We start from the raw sequence: 22,130 nt of genomic DNA on the forward strand, positions 1-22,130 counted from the left end.
TTTTAGTTTAAGAATTCACAGACGGCCTCTTGAAATGCTTTATTTTCTTCATAAAGAGCATGCCCAGAATGCTTAAGAATAAGGAGCTGACAGCTCGAAATCGCTTTTGCTAGTTCCTTAGATCCGTCCACACCAATCACATCATCTTCAAGCGCACCAAGAACCAAAGTCGGACATTGAATTTCTTTTAAGACCTCAAGGCTATCATGAGTAAGGCAAGACTGAGACTGAATGGCAATTCGTTTCTCATCTTTGATTCGTCCCAAGCAACCCATAATATTATAAAGCAACCGCCACTTTTGATAACTCTTTTGCGTATAGGAATGCTTTGCAATATCCAGCATGAGATGCTTAAAATTTCCAGATTGACTAAGTTTTTGCCAATGCTCAATTCGTTCTCTAGCAAGTTGACTAGGTTTTGCAGTGGTCACGGCTAAAATGAGCTTTTGAACCTTTTCAGGGAAATCCGCCACCAACCATTGGGCAATCATTCCACCTTGTGAAATCCCCATAACATAAGCGGTATCTAGGTTTAGTGTCTCCATTGCTTCTGCTACATCTGCTGCCATATCCCGCGTCGTATAGCCCTGTCTCAACTCATTGATTCGAGAAAAAACATAGATCTTATATCGCTTAGCAAGTAGACGATACGAGAGAGAAAAGAGTTGTGCCTTTCCTTTAACGGTCTGTAACCCATCCCCCAAGCCTGGTATGATCACTAATGGCTGTTTACCTTTACCAAATGTTACATAGTCCTTGCTCTTTTCGTTAAAATATAAGGTTTTCACTTTTGTTGAAGACATTACTTCGTTCCCTCTACTATTTTTTCATGATTTATTTAGGTTGAGTTTTTAAATGCAAGGCAAAGCCAGCAGTCACTTTTTCAAATCCAACTGCCTGATAAAACTGATGTGCAGCATTTCGTTCAGCGGTTAATCCACTATTTAGAGCCAGTGCCTCAACTCCTTCTTTTACCGCTTGTTTTTTCAATTCATCGATTAGCCTACTAGCAATTCCTTGTCGTCTTGTTTCTTTTGCAACTGACAAAGCTAAAATACGATAGTAAGATCCATCTGCTTCAAAAAAGAAGAGCTTTGCATAACCTAAGAAACCTAAAATTTCTCCGTTTCTTTCAGCTAAAAGACAGCCATAATGCGGCTGAGAAAGAATCATTTCTAAACGTCGAGACAGCTTAGAAGCGGTCGTTGGATAGCCCAAGTCTTCGTATAGAGACAGTAGGGCTTCAGCATCTTTCATGGTTGCTTTTCGTATCTGCATAGGATTCTCCTATTCTTCCTTCAAGGCATCAAACTTAGCCTTCATGGTTGGATTTTTCCGTGTCAATTTTTTAACGGAAACATCATCCAACTTGTTGTTAGCAAGACGAAGTTGATTTTCTGATGTAGTCAAGAACTTCTTAACTTCTTCCATCCGTTTAATAGCCTTGTCAATTTCATCGATGGCCTTACCGAAGTTGACGGAAGCTGAGTTGTAGTTCTTAGCAAAGGCAACTTTGAAAGCATCCAGGTCTTCTTCAAAGTGGGTGATGTCGATATTTTGTTCACGAACAAGCGCCAATTCCTGCTTGTATTTGAGGGAATTGAGGGCCGCATTACGCAGGAGCCCAATGATCTGGATAAAGAACTGAGGACGCACCACATACATCTTCTCATACTCGTGGCTAACATCGACAATCCCTGTGTTGAAGTAGTCATTATCTGCCTCAAGCATGGTCACCAAAACCGCATATTCACAGTTCTTTTCTCGACGGTCCTTGTCCAATTCCTTGTAGAAATCCGCATTCTTATGCTTCTTCTCGGTCCCGTCGGCTTCATTCTTCATCTCAAACATGATGGAGATAATCTCCACTCCATTTTCATCACACTCGCGGAAGATAAAGTCACCTTTAGACCCACGTGCAGAGACCTTGTTGTCCTTTTCAAAATAGGCATTTGGGAAGGCAAAACTGCGAACCTTGTTGAATTCACTTTCCGCATACTGCTCCAGACTTTCACCGATAGCTTTTGTAGATTGTTGGGCCTTGAAATTCTTGTAGAACTCGACCTGTTCATTGGCCGCCTTTAGCTGGGCTTCATAATTTTGTTTAACAGAAGCTAGGGACAGTTCATTTTCCTTCTCTTGAAGGAGCAATTGGTTTTGTACCTGATCACGCTCCTTCTCCAAATTAGAAAGCGTCTTTTGCAGTTGGTTCTCATGCTCCAAGCGCAAGGTGGCCAATTGATTTTCCAGCGCTTGCACTTCTTTTTCTTTCTCTAGCAAGCTTTGGCTAGCGGTTTGCTCCACCTCTTTTTTAGCCAATTCTTTTTCAGTATCAAACTGTTGAATCTGGTTTTGTAACTGGGCAATTTCTTGATCCTTCTTGGCTAACTTCTCTTGTTGCTCATTAAGGGCCTTTTGCTCAGCCAAAGCCAACTCTTGCCGAATTCGCTCATGAATTTCCTTGTCAAACTCTGCTGTCCGTACCTGTGACAAGAGTTCGCTGTATTGACTTTCATTGACTGTAAAGACTTCCCCACAGTTGGGGCACTTGATTTCGTTCATAGCATGCCTCTTTCTCTATTCTTAGTATATTATATCATGCCACTTGGAAAATCAAAACCAGCAAGCTAAGCTTGCTGGTTTCAACTGAATATTCATTTCTCTATAGAGACTTTCCTTAGGTGAGGATGGACGGTAGCGACTCCCTTTGGGATTCCATACCTTAGATTTGAGTCTTACGTCTCAAATCTACCGAGCACCAGAAACTAATGCGTTTCTGATGCTTTCCTCACGGCGAAAGGTCTCAATCTATTTTGCACTAGTTCCAAAATATTTTTTTCAATAGTCTCATTCAGTAATAATTTTAGATTTCTGAAAAGATGTTGCTTATTTATAATCTGAAACAGTGGACTTAGCTTACTGGTCTCCACTTATTTCTTTTCAATCGGAGCGACACTGGCTAAGAGTTTCTTGAGACCCACTTCTGGGAAGTTGATCTTGAGCTCTTGGGTACTGCCACTACCAGAGACCTCTAGGACAGTCCCTTCGCCCCACTTCTTGTGAATGGCAATGTCGCCAATGGTCCAAGCGACACTTTCTTTGGCACCCGCTCGGTTGCTATTGCCAAAGGGGAGACTTGATGACGTGAGAGCACTTGGGGCTGCTTGTCTCTTGCGCTCTTGAAGGGCTTGCGACAGGCTCATGCCTTTTTCAAAGGTCGTTCCGCCTCCATTGCTATAAGAAGCCTTAAAGCTAGTGTTGACTGGACGGGCCAAGCCCTGGTAGGTCAATAAATCCGAGCTAATTTCATTGATAAAACGCGTCGGACGGTTGTAGCTGGTCCGTCCAAAGAGCAAACGTGAATTGGCATTGGTCAAGAAGAGAACCTTCTCTGCCCGCGTGATCCCTACATAAGCCAAGCGACGCTCTTCTTCCAACTCATCTGGATCCTCTGCCGCTCGACTAAGAGGAAAAACATTTTCTTCCATTCCAATCAAGAAGACGACTGGAAACTCCAATCCCTTAGCTGCATGAAGAGTCATCAAGGTCACTTCTGAGGTCTCTTGCGCTCCATCGTCTGTATCGGCAATCAAAGCCAAATCATTCAAGAAACGACTCAAGGTTTCCACACCTGTTTCGTCTTCGACGGTTTCCCCGTTTTCATCAAAATTCTTGGTAACAGACAGGAACTCTTGGATATTCTCGATGCGGGCCTGACTTTCCAAATTCCCCTGATTGGTTAAGGCTGTCATATAACCCGTCTTGTCAAGGACTTCTTCGACCAACTCTGTAATGGTCAGCTGGTCCAATCTTTCTCTCAAATCAAGAATGAGATTGGCAAAGTCCCAGATAGCCTGGGCTGCCTTTCCTTTGATGCCTGAGAGCATGATATTGGCCGAAGCATCCAGGAGCGAAGTCTCTTGCATTTGGGCAAAATCGCGAATCTTATCCACTGTACCTGGCCCGATTCCCCGCTTAGGTTCATTGATAATGCGCTCAAAACTGATATTGTCACTGAGGTTAGCAATCAAGTTCAGATAAGCAATGACATCCCGAATTTCCTTCCGGCTGTAGAACTTGGTGCCCCCTACCATAGTGTAGGGAATGTTGGACTTGAGCAAGGCTTCTTCAATGGTCCGTGACTGGGCATTTGTTCGGTAGAGAACAGCAAAATCACGGTGCTTGTAACCCGCTTCGCGACTCAGCTCTTCAATGGTTTTGGCAACAAAGACCGCTTCATCCTGCTCGTCATTGGCCCGATAATAGACAATCTCTTCCCCGTCAGCATTTTGGGTCCAAAGATTCTTAGGACGACGATTTTTATTGTTTTTGATGACATCATTGGCTGCTTGCAGGATAGTTTTAGTGGAACGATAATTTTCCTCTAACAAAACGACCTTGGCATCAGGATAGTCCTTTTCAAAGTCCAGGATATTCTGCATATCTGCTCCCCGCCAGCCATAGATAGACTGGTCAGCATCCCCAACGACACAGATATTCTTAAAGCGTGAAGCTAAGAGTTTGACCAACTGGTATTGGGCATGGTTGGTATCTTGGTACTCATCCACATGGATATATTGGAACTTCTGCTGGTAATAGGTCAGCACATCAGGATGCTGATCAAAAAGACGCAAGGTCAGCATGATCAAATCATCAAAGTCCACTGCTTCCGACTGACGGAGTTCCTTTTGGTAAGCCTCATAGCACTTGGCGACGATCTGAGTATACATATCTCCAGCCTGGGCAGCATAGGCCACTTCATCAATCAGGTCATTTTTGGCATTGGAAATGGTCCCCAAGATGGTCCGTTCATTCCATTTCTTAGGATCCAAATTCAAGGACTTCAAGATCCGCTTCATCAAGGTCCGTTGCTCACCTGGATCGACAATGGTAAAATTGCGATTGTAGCCAATATGATCCGCATCTCGACGGAGAATACGCACACACATGGAGTGGAAGGTGGCAATCAAGCAATCTTGGGTGGCTGGATTCAACTGATAAGCCCGGTCCTTCATCTCCCGAGCGGCTTTATTGGTAAAGGTAATGGCCAAAATATTCCAAGGATTGACCATCTTTTCATCAATCAAGTAAGCGATGCGGTGGGTCAAGACACGTGTCTTACCAGAACCAGCCCCCGCCATGATCAAGAGAGGACCTTCTGTCGTTTGGACCGCCTCTGCTTGGCGATCATTCATACCATTCAATAAAGGATTCATCTCATACTCCTCATTCATTCAATCGTTCTATTATACCACAAAAACCGGCCTAGCTTCTTTTAAAAAAGGACTCATTTGAATTTCCCTTCCAAAAACGATATAATAGTAGCTTAAAGAAAACAGGTTCATATCCGAGGTTGTAGGAGGAAATTTTGGAAAAACCATACAGTAACTTAAAACTGGCCGAACGTGGTGCCATCATCAGTATTTTAGCCTATTTACTACTTTCTTCAGCAAAATTAGCTACTGGCCATCTGCTTCACTCCTCTAGTTTGGTAGCCGATGGATTTAACAACTTATCAGATATTATCAGCAATGCTGCCCTGCTCATTGGGATTCGTCTCGCTCGCCAACCTGCTGACCGTGATCACAAGTTTGGTCACTGGAAAATTGAGGATCTAGCTAGTCTAGTCACCTCCATCATTATGTTTTATGTCGGTTTTGATGTCTTACGCGATACCCTCCAAAAGATCTTCAGCAATGAAACAGTTAGCATTGATCCACTTGGCGCTGGTGTCGGAGTGGTTTCAGCCCTTGTTATGCTAGGCGTTTATTTCTACAATCTTCGCTTAGCCAAACGAGCCAAATCTAAAGCCTTAAAAGCAGCCGCAAAAGACAATCTTTCAGACGTCGTCACATCTCTTGGAACGTCGATCGCGATCGCTGCTAGTGCTTTTAACTATCCAATTGTCGATAAAATCGTAGCCATCATCATCACCTTCTTTATCCTCAAAACAGCCTACGATATCTTTATGGAATCTTCCTTTAGTCTTTCAGATGGCTTTGACGATAGTCTCCTCGAAGATTACGAAAAAGCTATTTTAAAACTCCCTAAGATTGCGCGTGTGAAATACCAACGCGGACGGACCTACGGAAGCAATATCTATCTGGACGTTGTCTTGGAGATGAATCCCGATCTTTCCGTCTATGAAAGCCATGCGATCACAGAAGAAGTCGAGGATCTCCTGAAAGAAGAATTTGGAGTCTTTGACATTGATGTCCATGTAGAACCTAGCTCAATTCCTGAGGATGAGTTGATCGAAAACGTTGAAAAGAAACTCTTAACCTACGAAAAACGCCTCTATGCTAAGCAAGAGTTTGATACATTGCTAGCGGACAATTATACCTTGATTGACGATACCGGTCACGAACACAACAAGGCAGAATTAATAGAGGCTCTCGCAAGCGACCAAGTTCAATTCCAAAACTTTGAACTGGAGTCCATCAGCCAAAAAACCAAACTCATACGCTATGAACTAGACGGTCAAATCCATACCAGTCTCTGGCGTCGCCACGAAACTTGGCAAAAGATTTTCCATCAAATTACTAATAAAACAGACTAAAAGAGGCTGGGACAAAAGTCCTAGCCTCTCAATTATTTTTGGATTGTCGAGCAAGACGCAGTGGTTGAGTGGGCTCTACTACGCTGATTTCATCAGCTTTTACAGCCCTACTCAACTGTGCGGAGGTGGGACGACGAAATCGAATTCTAACGAATTACCGATTTCTGTCCCACTCTCTTTTTTTACTTGATGTCATCTGTTGCTACATCCGTTCCGAACCACTTCTTAGAGATCTTTTGGAATTGGCCCTTTTGATAGAGTTTTACGAAAGCTTCATCAATTTTTTTCTTCAAGGTTTTATCCGCCTTGCGCACCCCTACTGCAAAGGATTCTGTCTCAAAACCGACAGGAAAGACATTGTAGTCTTTTAAAATTCCTTCTGTTTGTAGATAATAGTTGGCATAGACACGGTCGATTAAGAGGCCATTGATCCGATCGTTCTGGAGATCGATCAGTGCCTCGTTAAAACTCTGATATTGGGTAGCCTTTTGATTTTTGACCTTATTTTTTAAGATTTTAGGATTGGCTTCAAAATCCATATAGCCAGACGATCCGGTCTGGGCACCTAATCGTTTCTCTTTCATCCCATCGACTGATTGGATCCCAGATGCTTTCTTTGTGACCAAGACTTGCTCGTTTTTCATATAGGGCTTTGTAAAAGCAACACTTTCCCGACGTTCATCTGTAGCCGAATAGCCATTCCAGATGGCATCAATGGTCCCATTTTTTTGTTCCGTTTCTTTCATGTCCCAATCAATGGGTTGCCAGTTCACATGAATCCCATAAGATTCAAAGACTTGATTGGCCAAATCAATATCAAAACCCGCATAGGTTCCATCTTTTTGTTCAAAGCCCATAGGAACGAAAGTATTATCAAAACCAATCGTGATGGACTGCTCTTTTTGGTATTTTTGCCAGTTGTCCACTTTAGGATCACTCACAGTCTGCCCACAGGCTGTCAGAAAGACGAGACTAAGGACACCTAGCAACCATGGTATTACTCGTTTCATAGTCTCCTCCTATTTAGGCTCAACCTTGAGAAGAACATCCGCAATTCCTTCTGCAAATGGAATATCATGGGTAACAACGATCTGAGTCATCCCCAGTTCCCGGTTTTGCAAGATTAACTTCTCAACTTCTAATCGCAATTCTGGATCCAAGGCCGAAGTTGGTTCATCATAGCCAATAATTTCTGGATCGATCATCATAGCACGAGCCAATGCCACCCGTTGCTTCTGACCACCAGATAGAGAGAATGGATAAGCATCCGCATGTTGTTCGAGTCCCAAACGCTCCAGTAAGCTCATGGCTTTTTTACTCGCTTCTTCCTTAGTAACATTCATGGTCTTGATAGGGGACAAGATCAGGTTTTCCATGACCGATAAGTGTGGAAATAATTGAAAGTCCTGGAAGACAAAACCGAGAAGATTTCGTTTTTCTAAGGCATCTAGAGGCAAATTTTCACCATTATAGACGATCTGACCAGAATCAATGGTTTCAAGACCAGCTAGCATACGAAGCAAGGTAGTCTTTCCTCCTCCAGAAGGTCCAACAATGGCAACGATTTGTTTTTCAGGAACGAGAAGATTGAAATCTGATAAGATCTGCTTATCCCCAAAACGTTTCGAAATTTGTTTTAATTCTAACATATGCTTCTCCTCCTATTTATAATATGAAAACTTCTTTTCAACCCGCTTGGCAATGATGGTCACGATCCCAATGAGGATTAAATAAATAGCTCCCGCTAAAAACATGGGTGCTAGACTGGCATCACGATTGGCTGCCGTCCGACTAGCCAGGATCAAATCACTAATTCCCAAAGCATAGACCAAAGAGGTGTCTTTAATCAAGGACATGACTTCATTGAAGACGCTTGGAAGAACAATCTTTACCACCTGAGGTAAAATAATATATCGAATCGTTTGCCAAGAACTCAATTTTAAGACCTTGGCCGCCTCATACTGCCCTGTCGGAATTGCGACAATTCCTCCACGAAAGATTTCCGCAAAATAGGCTGCATAATTAAGGGTGAAGGCTGTAATAGCCGCAGGCAACCGGTCAATCCGAATCCCAATACTTGGAAGGACGTAATAAATAAAGATCAACTGGAGCAAAAGAGGGGTCCCTCGCATGATCCAGATATAAATCGTTAGGAGTCCATGCAGAATCTTTGAGCGCAATTGAAGCAAAAAGGCAACAACGATTCCTAATGGAATCGATAAAATCAATACGAAAGCAAACACTTGCAAGGTGAGGCTTGCTCCCTTTAACAAACTTGGTAAAATTTCCAAAGCATACTGCATAGCATTCTCCTCCTAAAAAATTATTTAATGAACATCTTATCACAAAAATGGAAAAAAAACTAGTTTATTTTGATATTTATAAAAAAAAATAGCCTTTCGGCTATTCTTCTACTTTTATAAATCCAAATTTATTAAGAGGATAGAGACGCAGATTCACGACTCCTTCGATCTGATTTTTATGGATATAACCAAACTCACGACTATCTTCTGTATCCCCACGGTTATCATTTAAGACCAGATAAGTATCCGATGGTACACGACCAGCCTTGGTCCCTTTTAACTCTGATAAAAAGAAATCATCCGTATAATACCCATTACTCGTTGGAGCCGCTAAGTGTTTATTCAGCATTTTATTTAGGTAAGGTTCTGGTGTTGCCTGTCCATTCAAATAGAGGACGTCATCTACGTAGCTGACTTCATCGTTTTCTTTGGCAATGACACGTCCAAGGTATTCTTTTCCACCGACCTTGTATAAGACCAGATCACTGCGATCTACCTGAGCATTTCTAGTCGCTACCACAAGATCTCCATTTTTCACAGAAGCATTGGCCATCTTATCATTGATACTAAATGGATGAAATACAAAGATTCGTAATAAGATCAGTGCTAAAACCAGTACAGCGACAATGATGACATTTCTAATTAAATCTCTCCTTGGCATGAATGTCTCCCTTCCTTTTTATTTATTATACCATGTTTTCTGTCTTAAAAAAAGAGAAAGAAATCTTTGGAAGTGATTCTTATCAATAGTCACATCTAGAGAAAAAGCCGTTAGTATAAAGAAAAACCTCGCGGTCAATCCTTTCGGACCAACCAGCAAGGCTTTAAGATATAATTGTCTACTAGCGTACTGTACGGATACGCATTGTGTTTGTACGAACTGCCTCACCAAGTGGTACACCTGCAACGATAACGATATCGTCACCAGATTGTACAAGACCTGCTTCTACCGCTTTACGTTCTGCGATTTCGAACATATCGTCAGTTGATGATGGAGCATCTGTCAACATTGGGATAACACCCCAGTTCAACATCAATCCACGTTCAGTCAATTCATCAAATGTCAAGGCCAAGATATCAGCATTTGGACGGTATTTAGAAATCAAACGTGCAGTGTGACCAGTCTTAGTAAGAGTAACGACCAATTTGATATCCATTGAGTTTGTAGCATCTTTAACAGCTGACGCCATAACTTCTGTCTTAGAGTTACGTTCAAATGAATCTGAATTCAAACGTCCGTATTCGTTAAGAAGAGTTTGAGCGTTCATATCGATTTTCGCCATAGTAGCTACAGATTCAACTGGGTATTTACCATTTGCAGATTCACCAGAAAGCATTGTAGCATCAGTACCATCGATAACGGCGTTGAAGACGTCAGATACTTCAGAACGAGTTGCACGTGGTTTTTCAGTCATTGTTTCAAGCATGTTTGTTGCAGTGATAACAACTTTACCAGCAGCGTTTACTTTAGAAGTGATCATCTTTTGATAAACTGGAACCATTTCGAATGGTACTTCAATACCCATGTCACCACGAGCGATCATGATACCATCAGTTACTTCAATGATTTCATCCAAGTTTTCGATACCTTGTTGGTTTTCGATCTTCGCAAACAATTGAACATGGCTGTTCCCAGTTTCTTCACAGATTGCACGAACTTCTTGAACGTCTTTTGCAGTACGTACAAATGAGATAGCGATGAAGTTGATACCTTGTTTCAAACCGAAACGGATATCATCATTATCGCGATCAGCAAGAGCTGGGAAAGGAATTTTCGTATTAGGAATGTTTACACCTTTTTGTTTTGCGATGATACCATCGTTTTCAACTTTAACAACAAATTCACGTTTAGCAGCATCTTTTTCGATAACGCGAAGACCCAATTTACCATCGTCTACCAATACTTGGTGACCCACTTCAACATCATCAAAGATGTCAAGAGCTCCGGCAACGTTCAACGCAATCACATCACGAGTTGATTTAATTCCTTGTTTTGTCGCAACACGAATCGTTTCACCAGTTTTGTAAGAATATTCTTTTGCTTCACCCTCGAACAATTCAGTACGAATTTCAGGACCTTTTGTATCAAGAAGGTAACCAACTTTTTTACCAGCGATTTCTTCTGCACGTTTAACAGTGGCCATACGTTCACCTTGTTCAGCATGGTCACCATGTGAGAAGTTGAAACGGAAAACATTTGCACCAGCTTCGATCAATTTCGCGATATTTTGAGCTGAAGCTTCAACGTCAAGTTTTTCGCCCCAGTATCCATCTTCGCCAAATTTCTTACCACCACGGATTTCGACCGCAGGACCTAAAGTTGCAACGATTTTAACACGTTTGTTCATGATATACGACTCCTTTTATATATATCTGTCTTTTTAAGACAAGGTTAACGAATTTATGAAATAAAATTAGATTGAAGACAAGCTACGGTTCAACTCGGCAAGACCAAGATCAGCTTTATGTGGATTGTTTACCACAATCTTACCATCTTCTGTCAAGCTAAAGAGGGCTCCTTCTTCTGCTTTACCAAGGATTGGGTTTTCAACCATTTTTTCATTACGGATACCAACGGCTACACCACCGATTCCTTGTTTCAACAATTTAACTGCATGTGCTCCCATACGTGAAGCAAGAACACGGTCACGCGCAGTAGGTGAACCACCACGTTGGATGTGGCCAAGCTCAGTCACACGAAGGTCACTTTCATCACCAGCTTCTTTCAACGCTTTACCAAATTCATCTGCAGACATCACGCCTTCAGCCAAGATAATGATGTTGTGGGTACGACCTTTTGCGTAACCTTCTTTGATGCTCTCAACAACATCTTCGATCTTGAATCCTTCTTCAGGGATGATGATTTCATCTGCACCAGATGCAATCCCTGCCCAAAGAGCGATATCTCCAGCGTTACGTCCCATCACTTCGATAACGAAAGTACGGTGGTGACTAGATGAAGTATCACGGATCTTATCGATCGCGTCCATTGCAGTTGTGACTGCAGTATCAAAACCAATTGTAAAATCAGTTCCGACAATATCGTTGTCGATCGTACCAGGAAGACCAACAGCTGGGAATCCAAGTTCAGTCAAGCGCATCGCACCATGGTAAGAACCATCTCCACCAATAACGACAACACCTTCGATCCCGTGTTTCTTCAATTGCTCGATCCCTTTTAATTGACCTTCGCGTTGTGCGAATTCAGGGTAACGTGCTGAATGAAGGAAAGTACCACCACGGGAAATAATATCTCCAACAGATGATCTATCAAGGGGCTGAATTTTACCAGCAACCATTCCCGCATATCCATCATAGATACCGAAAACTTCCATTCCTTCTGAAATTGCTTGACGAACAACTGCACGGATGGCAGCATTCATACCAGGGGCATCTCCACCACTAGTTAAAACAGCAATACGTTTCATTTCGTTGTTTGCTCCTTTTTTTCTTTTACATTCTACGTAATTATAACACAAAGAAGACTAAAATTCTCGTATTTTTCGCACTTTTCACCGATAAATCGTTTTCATAACGAGATTCTTTAGTTCATCCTCTAATTCTTTGTTTTTCTGGACTGTATAGCCTTTCAATTGAAGAGTTTTTTTCTCGTCTTCATAGCGTAATACCACAGGATATGGCCCTGGATATTTTTTTAAAATAGAAAGAATCATTTTATCATCTTTATGGTTAGCCAGTTGAATCCAGAATTTCTCATTGGTCGCTAGTTGCGCCTCTGCTAGAATCATCTGCAAGCGCCCATCACGCTCTTGTATCTTCCCTGTCAAGTAATAAAAGCCACCTTCTTTTATCAAGGAGGAAAATCGATTGTAGGTTTCAGGGAAAAGGGTCACATCCAATTTTTTCTTGGTATCACTGACTTGTAAGAAAGCCATGAGATCACCCGACTTGGTTCGAATGGTTCTGATGTTTTGTACCTCAATGAGAATGCGTGCCTGCTCTCCTTGTATGAGTTGAGAAATTGGTTGGATCTCGTAGGGACTCGTTTGCCCAATCGCAACCAATGGGTGAGTACTGAGCCCGACGCCAATAATGGCCTCTTCCTTCTCATATTTTTCAGCCTGGCTAAAGTCCTCCGCTTCTGTCCAGGAATAGTTAGAATCTGCAAATAAACTACCTAGCTCATCAGCAAATACAAACAAATTCGGCAAATTGTGAAGCACCTTGCGCCTATTTTTTTCAAAAATATCAAACAATCCAAGCTCCACTAAAGGTGTTAACAGAGGTAATTTATGATACTGATTGGGGAGTCGTAAAATGAAATCTTCGACACTTTCAAAGGGACGATTGTCAATGATCCAATACGCTAAATCTCTCGGGAGTCCCTTGATATTTTTCATTCCCAAGTAGATTTTTCGATCCTGGAACTTATCTCTGTAAGGGATGGTGTTGATGGATAATGGCGCGACTTTAAAATCAAACTGAAGAGCATCTGCCAGATAATCGCTGCTCGAATAATTGAGCATGACATCAAAGAAAACATCTGGATAATGGACCTTGAAATAGGCCATCTGAAAAGCCAAGGCAGAATAGGCATAGGCATGGGAACGGTTAAACCCATATCCTGCGAATTTTTCCATGATTGCAAAGACTTCTTTGGCTTTTTCTTCCGTATGACCAAGTTTAAGAGCACCTGAGACAAAATCGTCTTCCATCTGATGCATTTCAGCTGCATTTTTTTTGCCCATAGCCCGACGTAAAATATCGGCTTTCCCCAGGCTAAAGCCTGCAAAACGCTGGGCAACCTGCATGACCTGCTCTTGATAGAGCATGATCCCATAAGTGGGCCTTAAGATTTCTTCGATAGCTGGATCCAGAATGTCAACTTTTTCCTGGCCGTGCTTTCTTTTGACGAAATTATCAATGTAATCACTAGCTCCTGGACGATTGAGAGAGGTGGTCGCTACCACTTCTTCGAAATGATTGGGTCTCACACGTCTCAAGAGGCGAATGGCTCCAGCCTGTTCAAATTGGAAAATCCCCTTGGTATCCCCAGCAGCAAACAAGGCCAAGGTTTCTGGATCTTCTAAATCAATGGCTTCAATCACGATCTCTTCTTGGTACTTTTCATAGACCGCTTCCTTCATTTTCTGAACGAAGGTTAAATTTCGCAGACCCAAAAAGTCCATCTTCAACAGACCATTGGCTTCAACCGCATGGGCATCATACTGGGTGACAAACATGTCTTCTCCATACTTGAGAGGAATGTGATCCGTCAAATCCTGGTCACTCATCACAACCCCAGCTGCGTGGATCGATGTCTGTCTTGGTTGGCCTTCTATTCTTTTGGCAATTTCAAAGCCACGCTCAAATTCTGCTCGGCTATGAATCACTTGTCGAAAAGCTAGATTCTGTTCATAAGCAGTCGTCAGTGTATCCCTAAAGCCAATCCGCTTGGTAATGGAGGTCAATTCATACTCTGGGACCCCAAAACGTTTGAAGACATCTCGAATGGCTTGTTTGGCTCCAAATGTTGAAAAGGTCACGATCTGAGCTGCATGGTAACTCCCGTAACGGTCTCGCACATAGCGGATAAATTCTGGACGATAGATATCAGGAATATCAATATCAATATCCGGCATGGTGTAGCGCTCCACATTTAAAAAGCGCTCAAAGAGGAGGTTCTTCTCCACAGGATCAATCCCTGTAATCCCTAGGGAATAGGCTACCAGTGAGCCTACAGCAGACCCACGTCCCATTCCCATATAATAGCCTTGACTCCGTCCGAAACGAAGAAGGTCCCAGACAATTAAGAAATAATCATCAAAGCCCATCTGGTGAATAATGTCTAATTCATGCTCCAGACGTTCTTGATAGACCGGACTGGTCAAGTTCTTTCGAAGGAGACCCGCTTGAGCTAATTCTCTCAGTTCCTCAACAGCTGGTTTCTGGGGATTGAAGCGAGGCAATTTCAACTGGGTGTCAATATCATATTGAATCCCTTGGACTAGTTTTTCCAGATTTGTGATGGCTTGAGGAAATCGCTCTGCAAAATCATTCTTTAAATTCTGAGGAGTTTTTAGGACTGTTGTAGGATCAATTGACCCTGTTTCTGTCAAGCTTTGATTGTCCTTGATGGCTGCCAGCATCTGCATGGCTTCCACATCTTCCACCTCAAAGAAACGCACAGTATGAAGAGGGAGCACAGGGTGGCTAAACTCTTGGACCGGCGTATCCACAAAAACTCCGATGAAGTAATCTAGACCAAGTGGCAAGTCTCCACTAGCAAAAGGCGCTGGGACAATGACTGCTACTCCTTCTGTTAGGTGTTTCACATCTTCCCAATTATTTTTCCCCATCATTTTGACGGTCGACATCTTCATCAGATTCTGGTAGCCCTTCGTTGACAAGGCCATCATCCGAAACGGAATTGTTTCATTGTCTACTTCTAGTTCAATTTCTAAACCGACCAAGGGACTGAGCTTGTGGGCCTGACAGGCTTCGATAAATTCATAAGCACCATACAAATTATCTACATCCATGATTCCCAATGCGCCATAACCCATGCTTTTAGCCACTTGGACATAGTCTTTTATGCTCACAAGGCTTTCCATAAAGGTATAGACTGTTTTGGTATCTAGCTGTGCAATCACTTTTTCTCCTCCCTCACTTGTCTATTTTTGGGACTCTTTTTTGTACAAAAAAACACCACTGCTACACAATGATGTCTCAACAACGGAAGACATGGGATTCGAACCCACGCACGCTTTTACACGCCTACCGCGTTTCCAACACGGCCTCTTAAGCCTCTTGAGTAATCTTCCATGAATAAAAATATGGAGCCGGTGGGAGTCGAACCCACGTCCAAACACCTGCCAGCATATTTGTCTACAACCATAGGTTATGTTTTATTTTAACAGCTACACGACACATAACTCAAGCCCTGTACCTGCGAGTCTATCAATCTCTTATCTAACTCCTAGACAAAGCTAGATCGTATCTCGCTAAAATTAAGACCTGTCATCAAACACGAGCGATTCGAATCGGGTCACGCCTGCTGGTGTTTAGGCAGCTAAAGCGTAAGAATTATTATTTTTTGCAGTTATATTTAACTGGCGTTTTACATCCGCTAGATGAGTTGCAAAATATGCCTCATAATGCCTGTCGAATCCGTAACGACCCCAAAACGAATACAATTAGTATATCAAAATGTAGCCAAAAATGCAAAAGAAAAAAATTGAACAAGAAGGCTTCCACTGGGAAGCTTCTTGCTCAATTTACTGTTATTATTGAAGATTCAACTTGTACTTGCTGATATAGTGAATCGTGAAGTACATAGAAACAATTTTGATGACTTCATAGATGAGGCCTGGGATGAAGTTAGGTCCAAAATCATCAATATTTCCATAAACCAATGCAGACCCGACAGCATATGAATCTTTTAATGGATTGAATGCTGTACCGATGATACTTAAAACAATGCACAAGAGAAAGAAAAACAGAATAGCCTTAAATCCACGACGATTTTGGAAGAGTTGGCCAAGTGCGATCGATACATAAAATAGGAAGATCCCTGAAGCTGTGGTAAAAATCCACCAAACGATAATCCAATAAGCAATAGAATGACTAAAAGCCTCAGCGATAATACCAAATACAGGAGAGAGGTCTTGTCCAATGACAGCGCCCATCACAATAATTGTGATAAAACCACTCAAAAATAGAAGGAATAGGCAGTAAAGACTCGCTACTAAAGCTCCCACAAATTTAGACAAAATAATCGCATGTGGGCTAGCTGGAAGGGTCCAGGTCAAGTAACCTTCACGTCCGTATAAGTTGGAATAAAAACGACGGATAATAATATAGTAGTTACTAAGATAAAGACCAATGACTCCTCCAAAAATGAGAATCCCAAGAGTCCCCGTCATGATTTGCATACTATTGGTTTCCATATTCACAAAACCGTTTGTAGCACTTCCACCAATAACACCTGTAATCACTGACAAACCTAGTGCGATCAAAGTAATCAACAGATACCATTTACTTGTTGACTTAAATTCGTATTTTAATAATTTACCAAACATGGGTTCCTCCTAATAAACACGGAATTGATCACGGAAGATCTCATCGATTGATTTTCCGTGTTGATTGCGCATAACAGTCGTATTTTCATGCAAGAGGATTCTTCCTTGGTTGATGAAAATGGCCTCATCCAAAACTTGCTCAATATCCGCAATCAAGTGAGTAGAAATCAAGACAGAAGAGTTTGGACGTCTGTTTTGAATAATGGTCCGCAAAATATAATCACGCGCTGCTGGGTCAACCCCACCGATTGGTTCATCAAGAACATACAAGTCAGCTTCACGGCTCATCACCAAAATCAATTGCACTTTTTCCTTGTTCCCTTTTGAAAGGCTGTTCAATTTTTGATTTGGCTGCAAATGCAAATCGTTGAGCAATTGGTAAGCTCGTTGGACATTAAAATCTGCATAAAAATCTTGGAAATAGTTAATAGCATCAATAATTTTCATATTTTCATTCAGATAAGTTGTATCTGGCAAATAGGAAACCACTTTTTTAGAAGCTGGGGATGGTAATTGCCCATGAATATAGATATTTCCAAGGCTTGGTTGCAACAAACCATTAATCAATTTAATGATGGTTGTTTTCCCGCTACCATTGGGACCCAAAAGGCCAATAATACGGCCAGGTTGGATGTTCAAACTAACATCCATGAGAGCAACTTCATGCCCATAATTCTTTGTCACATGGTCCAAGTAGACCAAAGGATACTGATTCATGTAAATCTCCTTTATTTTCTATTTATGCTATTATACCTTGTCCCCTTGATGATTGCAACTTTATCTGAAAATTTGCTAAGAATTTGTAAATGCTTGTTCAAAAAAATAGGGATAAATAAATCAGAGGTTAGGGAAACCCCAACCTCTGATTTGTTTTGATGCATAGAATGTTTAACTGATTCCAAGTGCGATCCGTGCATAACGGCTCATCTTTTCAACCGTCCAAGCAGGGTACCAGACCAACTTCACATCCACTGATGTCACTTCTTCTACTTCTGCTAAAACATCATGAATCTGATCTGTCAGAAGATCCGCTAATGGACACCCCATGGTCGTTAGGGTCATATCAATGACGGTTGCTCCAGTTTCACCGTCAAAATGGATCTCGTAGACAAGACCTAAATTGACAATATCAATCCCAAGCTCAGGATCGATTACCTCTTCCAAAGCATTTAAGATTTTATTTTTAATTTCTTCAATTTGCTCAGTTGTATATGCCATATGACTTCCTTTTTCTGCTATTTACTTTCGATAAAATTTTTTGGCTCGAGTTAAAAAGATCCGCAGGACCTGGGCCACTCTCTTATTTTGGGGCGACCGTTAAAAAGGTCCCCCGGACCTTCCTCGCTTCCGAATTTTTCGGCTCGGGTTAAAAAGGTCCCCCGGACCTTTTTAATCCTCTATAAAGTCACGCAATGGTTTGCTTCTGCTTGGGTGGCGGAGTTTGCGAAGGGCTTTGGCTTCGATCTGACGGATCCGTTCACGGGTCACGTTGAAGACTTTCCCCACATCTTCCAAAGTCCGCATTTTTCCATCATCGAGACCAAAACGAAGACGCAAAACATTTTCTTCACGGTCTGTCAGGGTATCAAGAACTTCATCCAATTGTTCACGTAGAACCACACGTGTAGTGTAGTCTACTGGATTTTCAATCACTTCATCTTCGATAAAATCGCCCAAATGGCTATCGTCCTCTTCACCGATTGGGGTTTCAAGAGAAACGGGTTCTTGGGCAATCTTCAAGATTTCGCGCACTTTGTCTGGCGTCATATCCATGCGTTCAGCAATTTGTTCAGGTGTTGGATCTTGTCCCAATTCTTGCAAAAGATTGCGTTGTTCACGAACCAACTTATTGATGGTTTCCACCATATGGACAGGAATCCGAATGGTACGCGCTTGGTCTGCAATAGCACGAGTGATGGCCTGACGGATCCACCAAGTAGCATAGGTAGAGAACTTGAACCCTTTGGTGTAGTCAAACTTATCAACCGCCTTCATCAAGCCCATGTTTCCTTCTTGGATCAAGTCCAAAAATTGCATCCCACGACCAACGTAGCGTTTCGCAATGGAAACAACCAAACGAAGGTTAGCCTCAGCTAGACGTTGCTTGGCTTCCAAGTCACCTTGTTCCACCAAGATAGCCAATTCTTGTTCTTCCTCATTGGTCAAAAGAGGAACAACCCCAATTTCTTTCAAGTACATCCGTACTGGGTCATTGACCTTAGCAGAGTTGCTTCCAAGCAATTCTTCATCTGACAATTCTGGCTCTTCTTCATTGTTCAACACACGCGCACTTGGGTTGCCATCTTTATCAGTGATCGAAATCCCTGCATCTTGAATTCTTTGCAGGAGATCTTCAATACCATCTGCATCCAGTGTGAAAGGAATAACCAACTGATCATTAATTTCATCATCTGTAGCAGTCCCACTTTGCTTATGACTGCGGATAAATTCTGCAATTTGAACGTCCAATGTTGTAATATCTTTTTGTTCTTTAGCCATTCCTACTCCATTCTTCTTTTTTGAGCGATCAAGCGCTCGAGTTCCAATAAAGCTCTTTCCGCATCCCCAGTCGAGGAAGCTTCTTTCACCTTATTTCCAATTTGTTGACTTTCTTTGCGAAGGAGCTCACGAGTGCGTGTTGCTTCTACTTCTTCTAATTCACCATCCGCTATTTCTTCCGGTAAATCTTCTTCTAACATGCGGTACCAGGCGTGTTGAACCCCTTCTGCTTGCTCTGACAAATCCTGCGAAGTAACTTCTCCATTTTGACAGAGCAATTGGTAAAAGATCTGTAGTTCCGGTGTATCAAAGGAAAAATCAGGTCGTAAACGATAATCATTCAATACCATTGGAAAATCCTTCATTCTACTCAACAAATGATTTTCCGCCTTGATCAAGCGCGTCATCCCACGATTGGGTAATAAATCTACTGAAAAATTCGACGTTCTTGATTGTCCACTACTTTGAGCCTCTTGCCGTTGATGCAAGCGACTATTATTGACAATCTGCTCAATCTGCAAATAATCAAAATCTGGTAATAAATCCGCCAGTTTATAAATATAGGTATTTTGCGCTGTAATGGAGCGCGTCTGGGCGATTATAGGCGCGATCTTTTCTACAAACTCAATCTGCGCTTGTAGATTCTCAATATACTGGGGTTTCCAGTATTGCATCAAGAATTCAACCTTACTGATCCGAGAATTCTTCAAGAGGCCTGCTAGATCTTCTGGGGAAGTTTTTTTGAGGTACTCATCTGGGTCCATCTGATCAGGGATACGGACAATTTCCAACTCCAGATCTTGCAGAACATCCAAGGCCTTAGCTGTCGCTTCAAGCCCTGCCTTATCCCCATCATAAGTCAAAACCACTTTTTTTGAAAAACGAGACAAGTGCTGGACGTGCTCAGGTGTCAATGCTGTCCCCATGGAGGCAACAGCATTTTCAATCCCAGCTCGATAAGCCGCAATGACATCCATAAAGCCTTCCATGATATACATTTCATGTTGCTTTTTTGCGCTTGCCTTAGCCTGATCTAAATGATAGAGTTCATAGCTTTTATTAAATAGACGTGTACTGCGACTATTCTTATACTTAGCGTGATGACTCCCATCATCTATTTTTTTCCATAATCTACCTGAAAAAGCAATGACTCGTCCGCTATCATCCGTTAGGGGAAACATGATCCGATCCTGAAAGGCATCGAAAACCGTTCCAGTATCTGAAATTGTAAACAAACCCGAATCTGTAATGACTTTCTCCGAAAATTTTTCAGAGAGATTTCGATAGAGATAATTCCCTTCTGCTGGTGCTAAACCCAATTGAAAATGTCGGATCACTTCATCGGTCAGACCACGTTCATGCAGATAGTTTCGCGCTTCTTCTCCCATCTTTGTCGTCATCAGAATGGCTTGATAAAATTTACTAGCTTCCTGATGAATCTCATAAAGTTCTTGATGGGGATTCACCTGTGCCTGTTGATTTGACCTTGCCTGGTACTGAAGCGCAATGCCAGCTTTTTCTGCTACAATCTGGACCGCATCCATAAAGGAAACTCCCCGATAGTCCTCAATAAACTTAAAGACATCTCCAGAGCGACCACATCCGAAACAATGGTAAAACTGTTTGTCTTCAACGACATTAAAGGAAGGAGTCTTTTCACCATGAAAAGGACACAGGCCTAAAAAATTACGGCCAGCCTTGGTCAAGGAAACAACTTCTCCAATGACTTCAACAATGTTTACACTGTTTTTAATTTCTGCAATGAGCTCTTTATCAACCATAAACAGTGCCTCCATTATACCATAGATTATCACTTTATATTTTATACTAAAAATTAGTAAAAGTAAATTTTTTCCTACCTATTTCACACAGAAAAGATTTTCAACCTTTATCACTAATTTAAAAAAAATAGGCATATTTCTTGTCAGTCAAATATTTTTCCGTTATACTAACTTAGTATAAAATTATTATGAAAGGACATATAAACGTTATGTTGAAAGAATTAAAAGCCTTCCTCCTTCGTGGAAACGTTGTTGATCTTGCTGTCGCAGTTATCATTGGAGCTGCTTTTGGAGCTATCGTAACATCACTCGTTAACGATATCATTACACCACTTATTTTGAACCCTGCTTTGAAAGCAGCAGGTGTCGATAAAATTGCTGAATTGACATGGAACGGTGTTGCATACGGTAGCTTCTTGAGCGCTGTGATCAACTTCCTTGTTATCGGTACAGTACTTTTCTTCGTTGTTAAAGCTGCTGAAAAAGCTCAAAACTTTGGAAAAAAAGAAGAAGCTGTCGAAGAAGAAGCTCCTGCTCCAACCCAAGAAGAGTTGCTTGCAGAAATCCGCGACTTGCTTGCTAACAAATAATCATTAAAAGATCCGATCTTCTAAGTAGAAGGTCGGCTTTTTTGTCTTTCTTGTTTAAGAGAAACAAAAAACAGACCGAAGTCTGTTCCTGTATTCAATTAGAATTTTTTACGTTTACGAGCTGCTTCTGATTTACGTTTACGTTTTACAGAAGGTTTTTCATAGAATTCACGTTTGCGTGTTTCTTGAAGAGTACCAGCTTTAGTAACCGCACGTTTGAAACGACGAAGAGCATCGTCAAGAGATTCATTCTTACGTACTACTGTTTTTGACATATTTTTCACTCCCTTCAAGCCTAAAATCTTAATTATTTTATCATACTTGAAAGATCCTGTCAAGATATTTTGAAATTTTTC

19 protein-coding genes, 1 tRNA gene and 1 other RNA gene are annotated in these 22,130 nt (G+C 41.7%); 2 read left to right on the plus strand and 19 right to left on the minus strand.

From position 1 onward, the window contains the following. Positions 1–2: 2 nt before the first annotated feature. The 4 genes from O3605_RS01650 to pcrA all read right to left on the minus strand — a co-directional run bounded on the left by O3605_RS01650 (position 3) and on the right by pcrA (position 5,216). Positions 3–803 (minus strand): alpha/beta fold hydrolase, encoded by an 801-nt coding sequence (locus tag O3605_RS01650; protein WP_195623094.1) that lies wholly within the window; start codon positions 801–803, stop codon positions 3–5. A 31-nt stretch (positions 804–834) separates the two neighbouring features. Beyond that, complete coding sequence (locus tag O3605_RS01655) at positions 835–1,278, minus strand: GNAT family N-acetyltransferase (RefSeq protein WP_118095669.1); 444 nt, start codon at positions 1,276–1,278, stop codon at positions 835–837. A gap of 9 nt (positions 1,279–1,287) precedes the next feature. Then, positions 1,288–2,562 carry a DUF2130 domain-containing protein gene (locus tag O3605_RS01660; RefSeq protein WP_048789667.1) on the minus strand — a complete coding sequence of 425 codons (1,275 nt, stop codon included), beginning with the start codon at positions 2,560–2,562 and terminating at the stop codon, positions 1,288–1,290. Positions 2,563–2,930: 368 nt separating this feature from the next. After that, positions 2,931–5,216, minus strand: coding sequence for a DNA helicase PcrA (gene pcrA / locus O3605_RS01665; RefSeq protein WP_371585139.1), 2,286 nt, complete (start codon positions 5,214–5,216; stop codon positions 2,931–2,933). Between the two features lie 152 nt (positions 5,217–5,368). Between pcrA and O3605_RS01670 the strand changes: the two genes are divergently transcribed. After that, the gene (locus O3605_RS01670; protein ID WP_150905788.1) at positions 5,369–6,559 is read left to right on the plus strand and encodes a cation diffusion facilitator family transporter; all 1,191 of its coding nucleotides are present in this window, start codon (positions 5,369–5,371) and stop codon (positions 6,557–6,559) included. 182 nt (positions 6,560–6,741) lie between these two features. On the opposite strand, the gene O3605_RS01675 is transcribed toward O3605_RS01670, so the two are convergent. From O3605_RS01675 to dnaG, 14 genes are all read right to left on the minus strand, one after another. Beyond that, the gene (locus O3605_RS01675) at positions 6,742–7,569 is read right to left on the minus strand and encodes a transporter substrate-binding domain-containing protein (RefSeq protein WP_371585140.1); all 828 of its coding nucleotides are present in this window, start codon (positions 7,567–7,569) and stop codon (positions 6,742–6,744) included. 9 nt (positions 7,570–7,578) lie between these two features. Further along, positions 7,579–8,208 carry an amino acid ABC transporter ATP-binding protein gene (locus O3605_RS01680; RefSeq protein ID WP_049496535.1) on the minus strand — a complete coding sequence of 210 codons (630 nt, stop codon included), beginning with the start codon at positions 8,206–8,208 and terminating at the stop codon, positions 7,579–7,581. Positions 8,209–8,220: 12 nt separating this feature from the next. Continuing rightward, on the minus strand, positions 8,221–8,862 hold the full coding sequence (locus tag O3605_RS01685) for an amino acid ABC transporter permease (RefSeq protein ID WP_061455444.1): 642 nt from the start codon (positions 8,860–8,862) through the stop codon (positions 8,221–8,223). A 100-nt stretch (positions 8,863–8,962) separates the two neighbouring features. After that, a complete protein-coding gene (lepB, locus tag O3605_RS01690) occupies positions 8,963–9,523 on the minus strand; it encodes a signal peptidase I (RefSeq protein WP_004220170.1) in 561 nt (186 codons plus the stop codon). Between the two features lie 181 nt (positions 9,524–9,704). Beyond that, positions 9,705–11,210 carry a pyruvate kinase gene (gene pyk / locus O3605_RS01695; protein WP_061604843.1) on the minus strand — a complete coding sequence of 502 codons (1,506 nt, stop codon included), beginning with the start codon at positions 11,208–11,210 and terminating at the stop codon, positions 9,705–9,707. A gap of 66 nt (positions 11,211–11,276) precedes the next feature. After that, on the minus strand, positions 11,277–12,290 hold the full coding sequence (gene pfkA / locus O3605_RS01700; protein WP_371585141.1) for a 6-phosphofructokinase: 1,014 nt from the start codon (positions 12,288–12,290) through the stop codon (positions 11,277–11,279). 84 nt (positions 12,291–12,374) lie between these two features. Beyond that, positions 12,375–15,476 (minus strand): DNA polymerase III subunit alpha, encoded by a 3,102-nt coding sequence (locus O3605_RS01705; protein WP_371585142.1) that lies wholly within the window; start codon positions 15,474–15,476, stop codon positions 12,375–12,377. An 83-nt stretch (positions 15,477–15,559) separates the two neighbouring features. Further along, positions 15,560–15,647: transfer RNA gene (locus O3605_RS01710), tRNA-Ser, on the minus strand. Between the two features lie 10 nt (positions 15,648–15,657). Continuing rightward, positions 15,658–16,006: a transfer-messenger RNA gene (gene ssrA, locus O3605_RS01715) on the minus strand. Positions 16,007–16,109: 103 nt separating this feature from the next. Then, positions 16,110–16,904, minus strand: a complete 795-nt coding sequence (locus O3605_RS01720; RefSeq protein ID WP_070505753.1) for a hypothetical protein — start codon at positions 16,902–16,904, stop codon at positions 16,110–16,112. Positions 16,905–16,913: 9 nt separating this feature from the next. Further along, positions 16,914–17,621, minus strand: coding sequence for an ABC transporter ATP-binding protein (locus O3605_RS01725; protein ID WP_024054676.1), 708 nt, complete (start codon positions 17,619–17,621; stop codon positions 16,914–16,916). Positions 17,622–17,792: 171 nt separating this feature from the next. Then, positions 17,793–18,122, minus strand: a complete 330-nt coding sequence (locus tag O3605_RS01730; RefSeq protein WP_049486316.1) for a metal-sulfur cluster assembly factor — start codon at positions 18,120–18,122, stop codon at positions 17,793–17,795. Positions 18,123–18,293: 171 nt separating this feature from the next. Then, positions 18,294–19,403, minus strand: coding sequence for an RNA polymerase sigma factor RpoD (gene rpoD, locus O3605_RS01735; protein WP_003014120.1), 1,110 nt, complete (start codon positions 19,401–19,403; stop codon positions 18,294–18,296). A gap of 2 nt (positions 19,404–19,405) precedes the next feature. Next, positions 19,406–21,184, minus strand: coding sequence for a DNA primase (gene dnaG, locus O3605_RS01740; RefSeq protein WP_371585143.1), 1,779 nt, complete (start codon positions 21,182–21,184; stop codon positions 19,406–19,408). A 209-nt stretch (positions 21,185–21,393) separates the two neighbouring features. Here dnaG and mscL point away from each other — a divergent pair, with 209 nt between their 5' ends. Further along, complete coding sequence (gene mscL, locus O3605_RS01745) at positions 21,394–21,774, plus strand: large conductance mechanosensitive channel protein MscL (RefSeq protein WP_371473549.1); 381 nt, start codon at positions 21,394–21,396, stop codon at positions 21,772–21,774. Between the two features lie 98 nt (positions 21,775–21,872). Here mscL and rpsU read toward each other — a convergent pair whose 3' ends face one another. Continuing rightward, complete coding sequence (rpsU, locus tag O3605_RS01750) at positions 21,873–22,049, minus strand: 30S ribosomal protein S21 (RefSeq protein WP_000048054.1); 177 nt, start codon at positions 22,047–22,049, stop codon at positions 21,873–21,875. Positions 22,050–22,130: the final 81 nt, after the last annotated feature.

The sequence above is a fragment of the Streptococcus sp. 27098_8_99 genome, assembly GCF_041431935.1.
In the GTDB taxonomy this organism is placed as follows: Bacteria; Bacillota; Bacilli; order Lactobacillales; family Streptococcaceae; genus Streptococcus; species Streptococcus parasanguinis_D.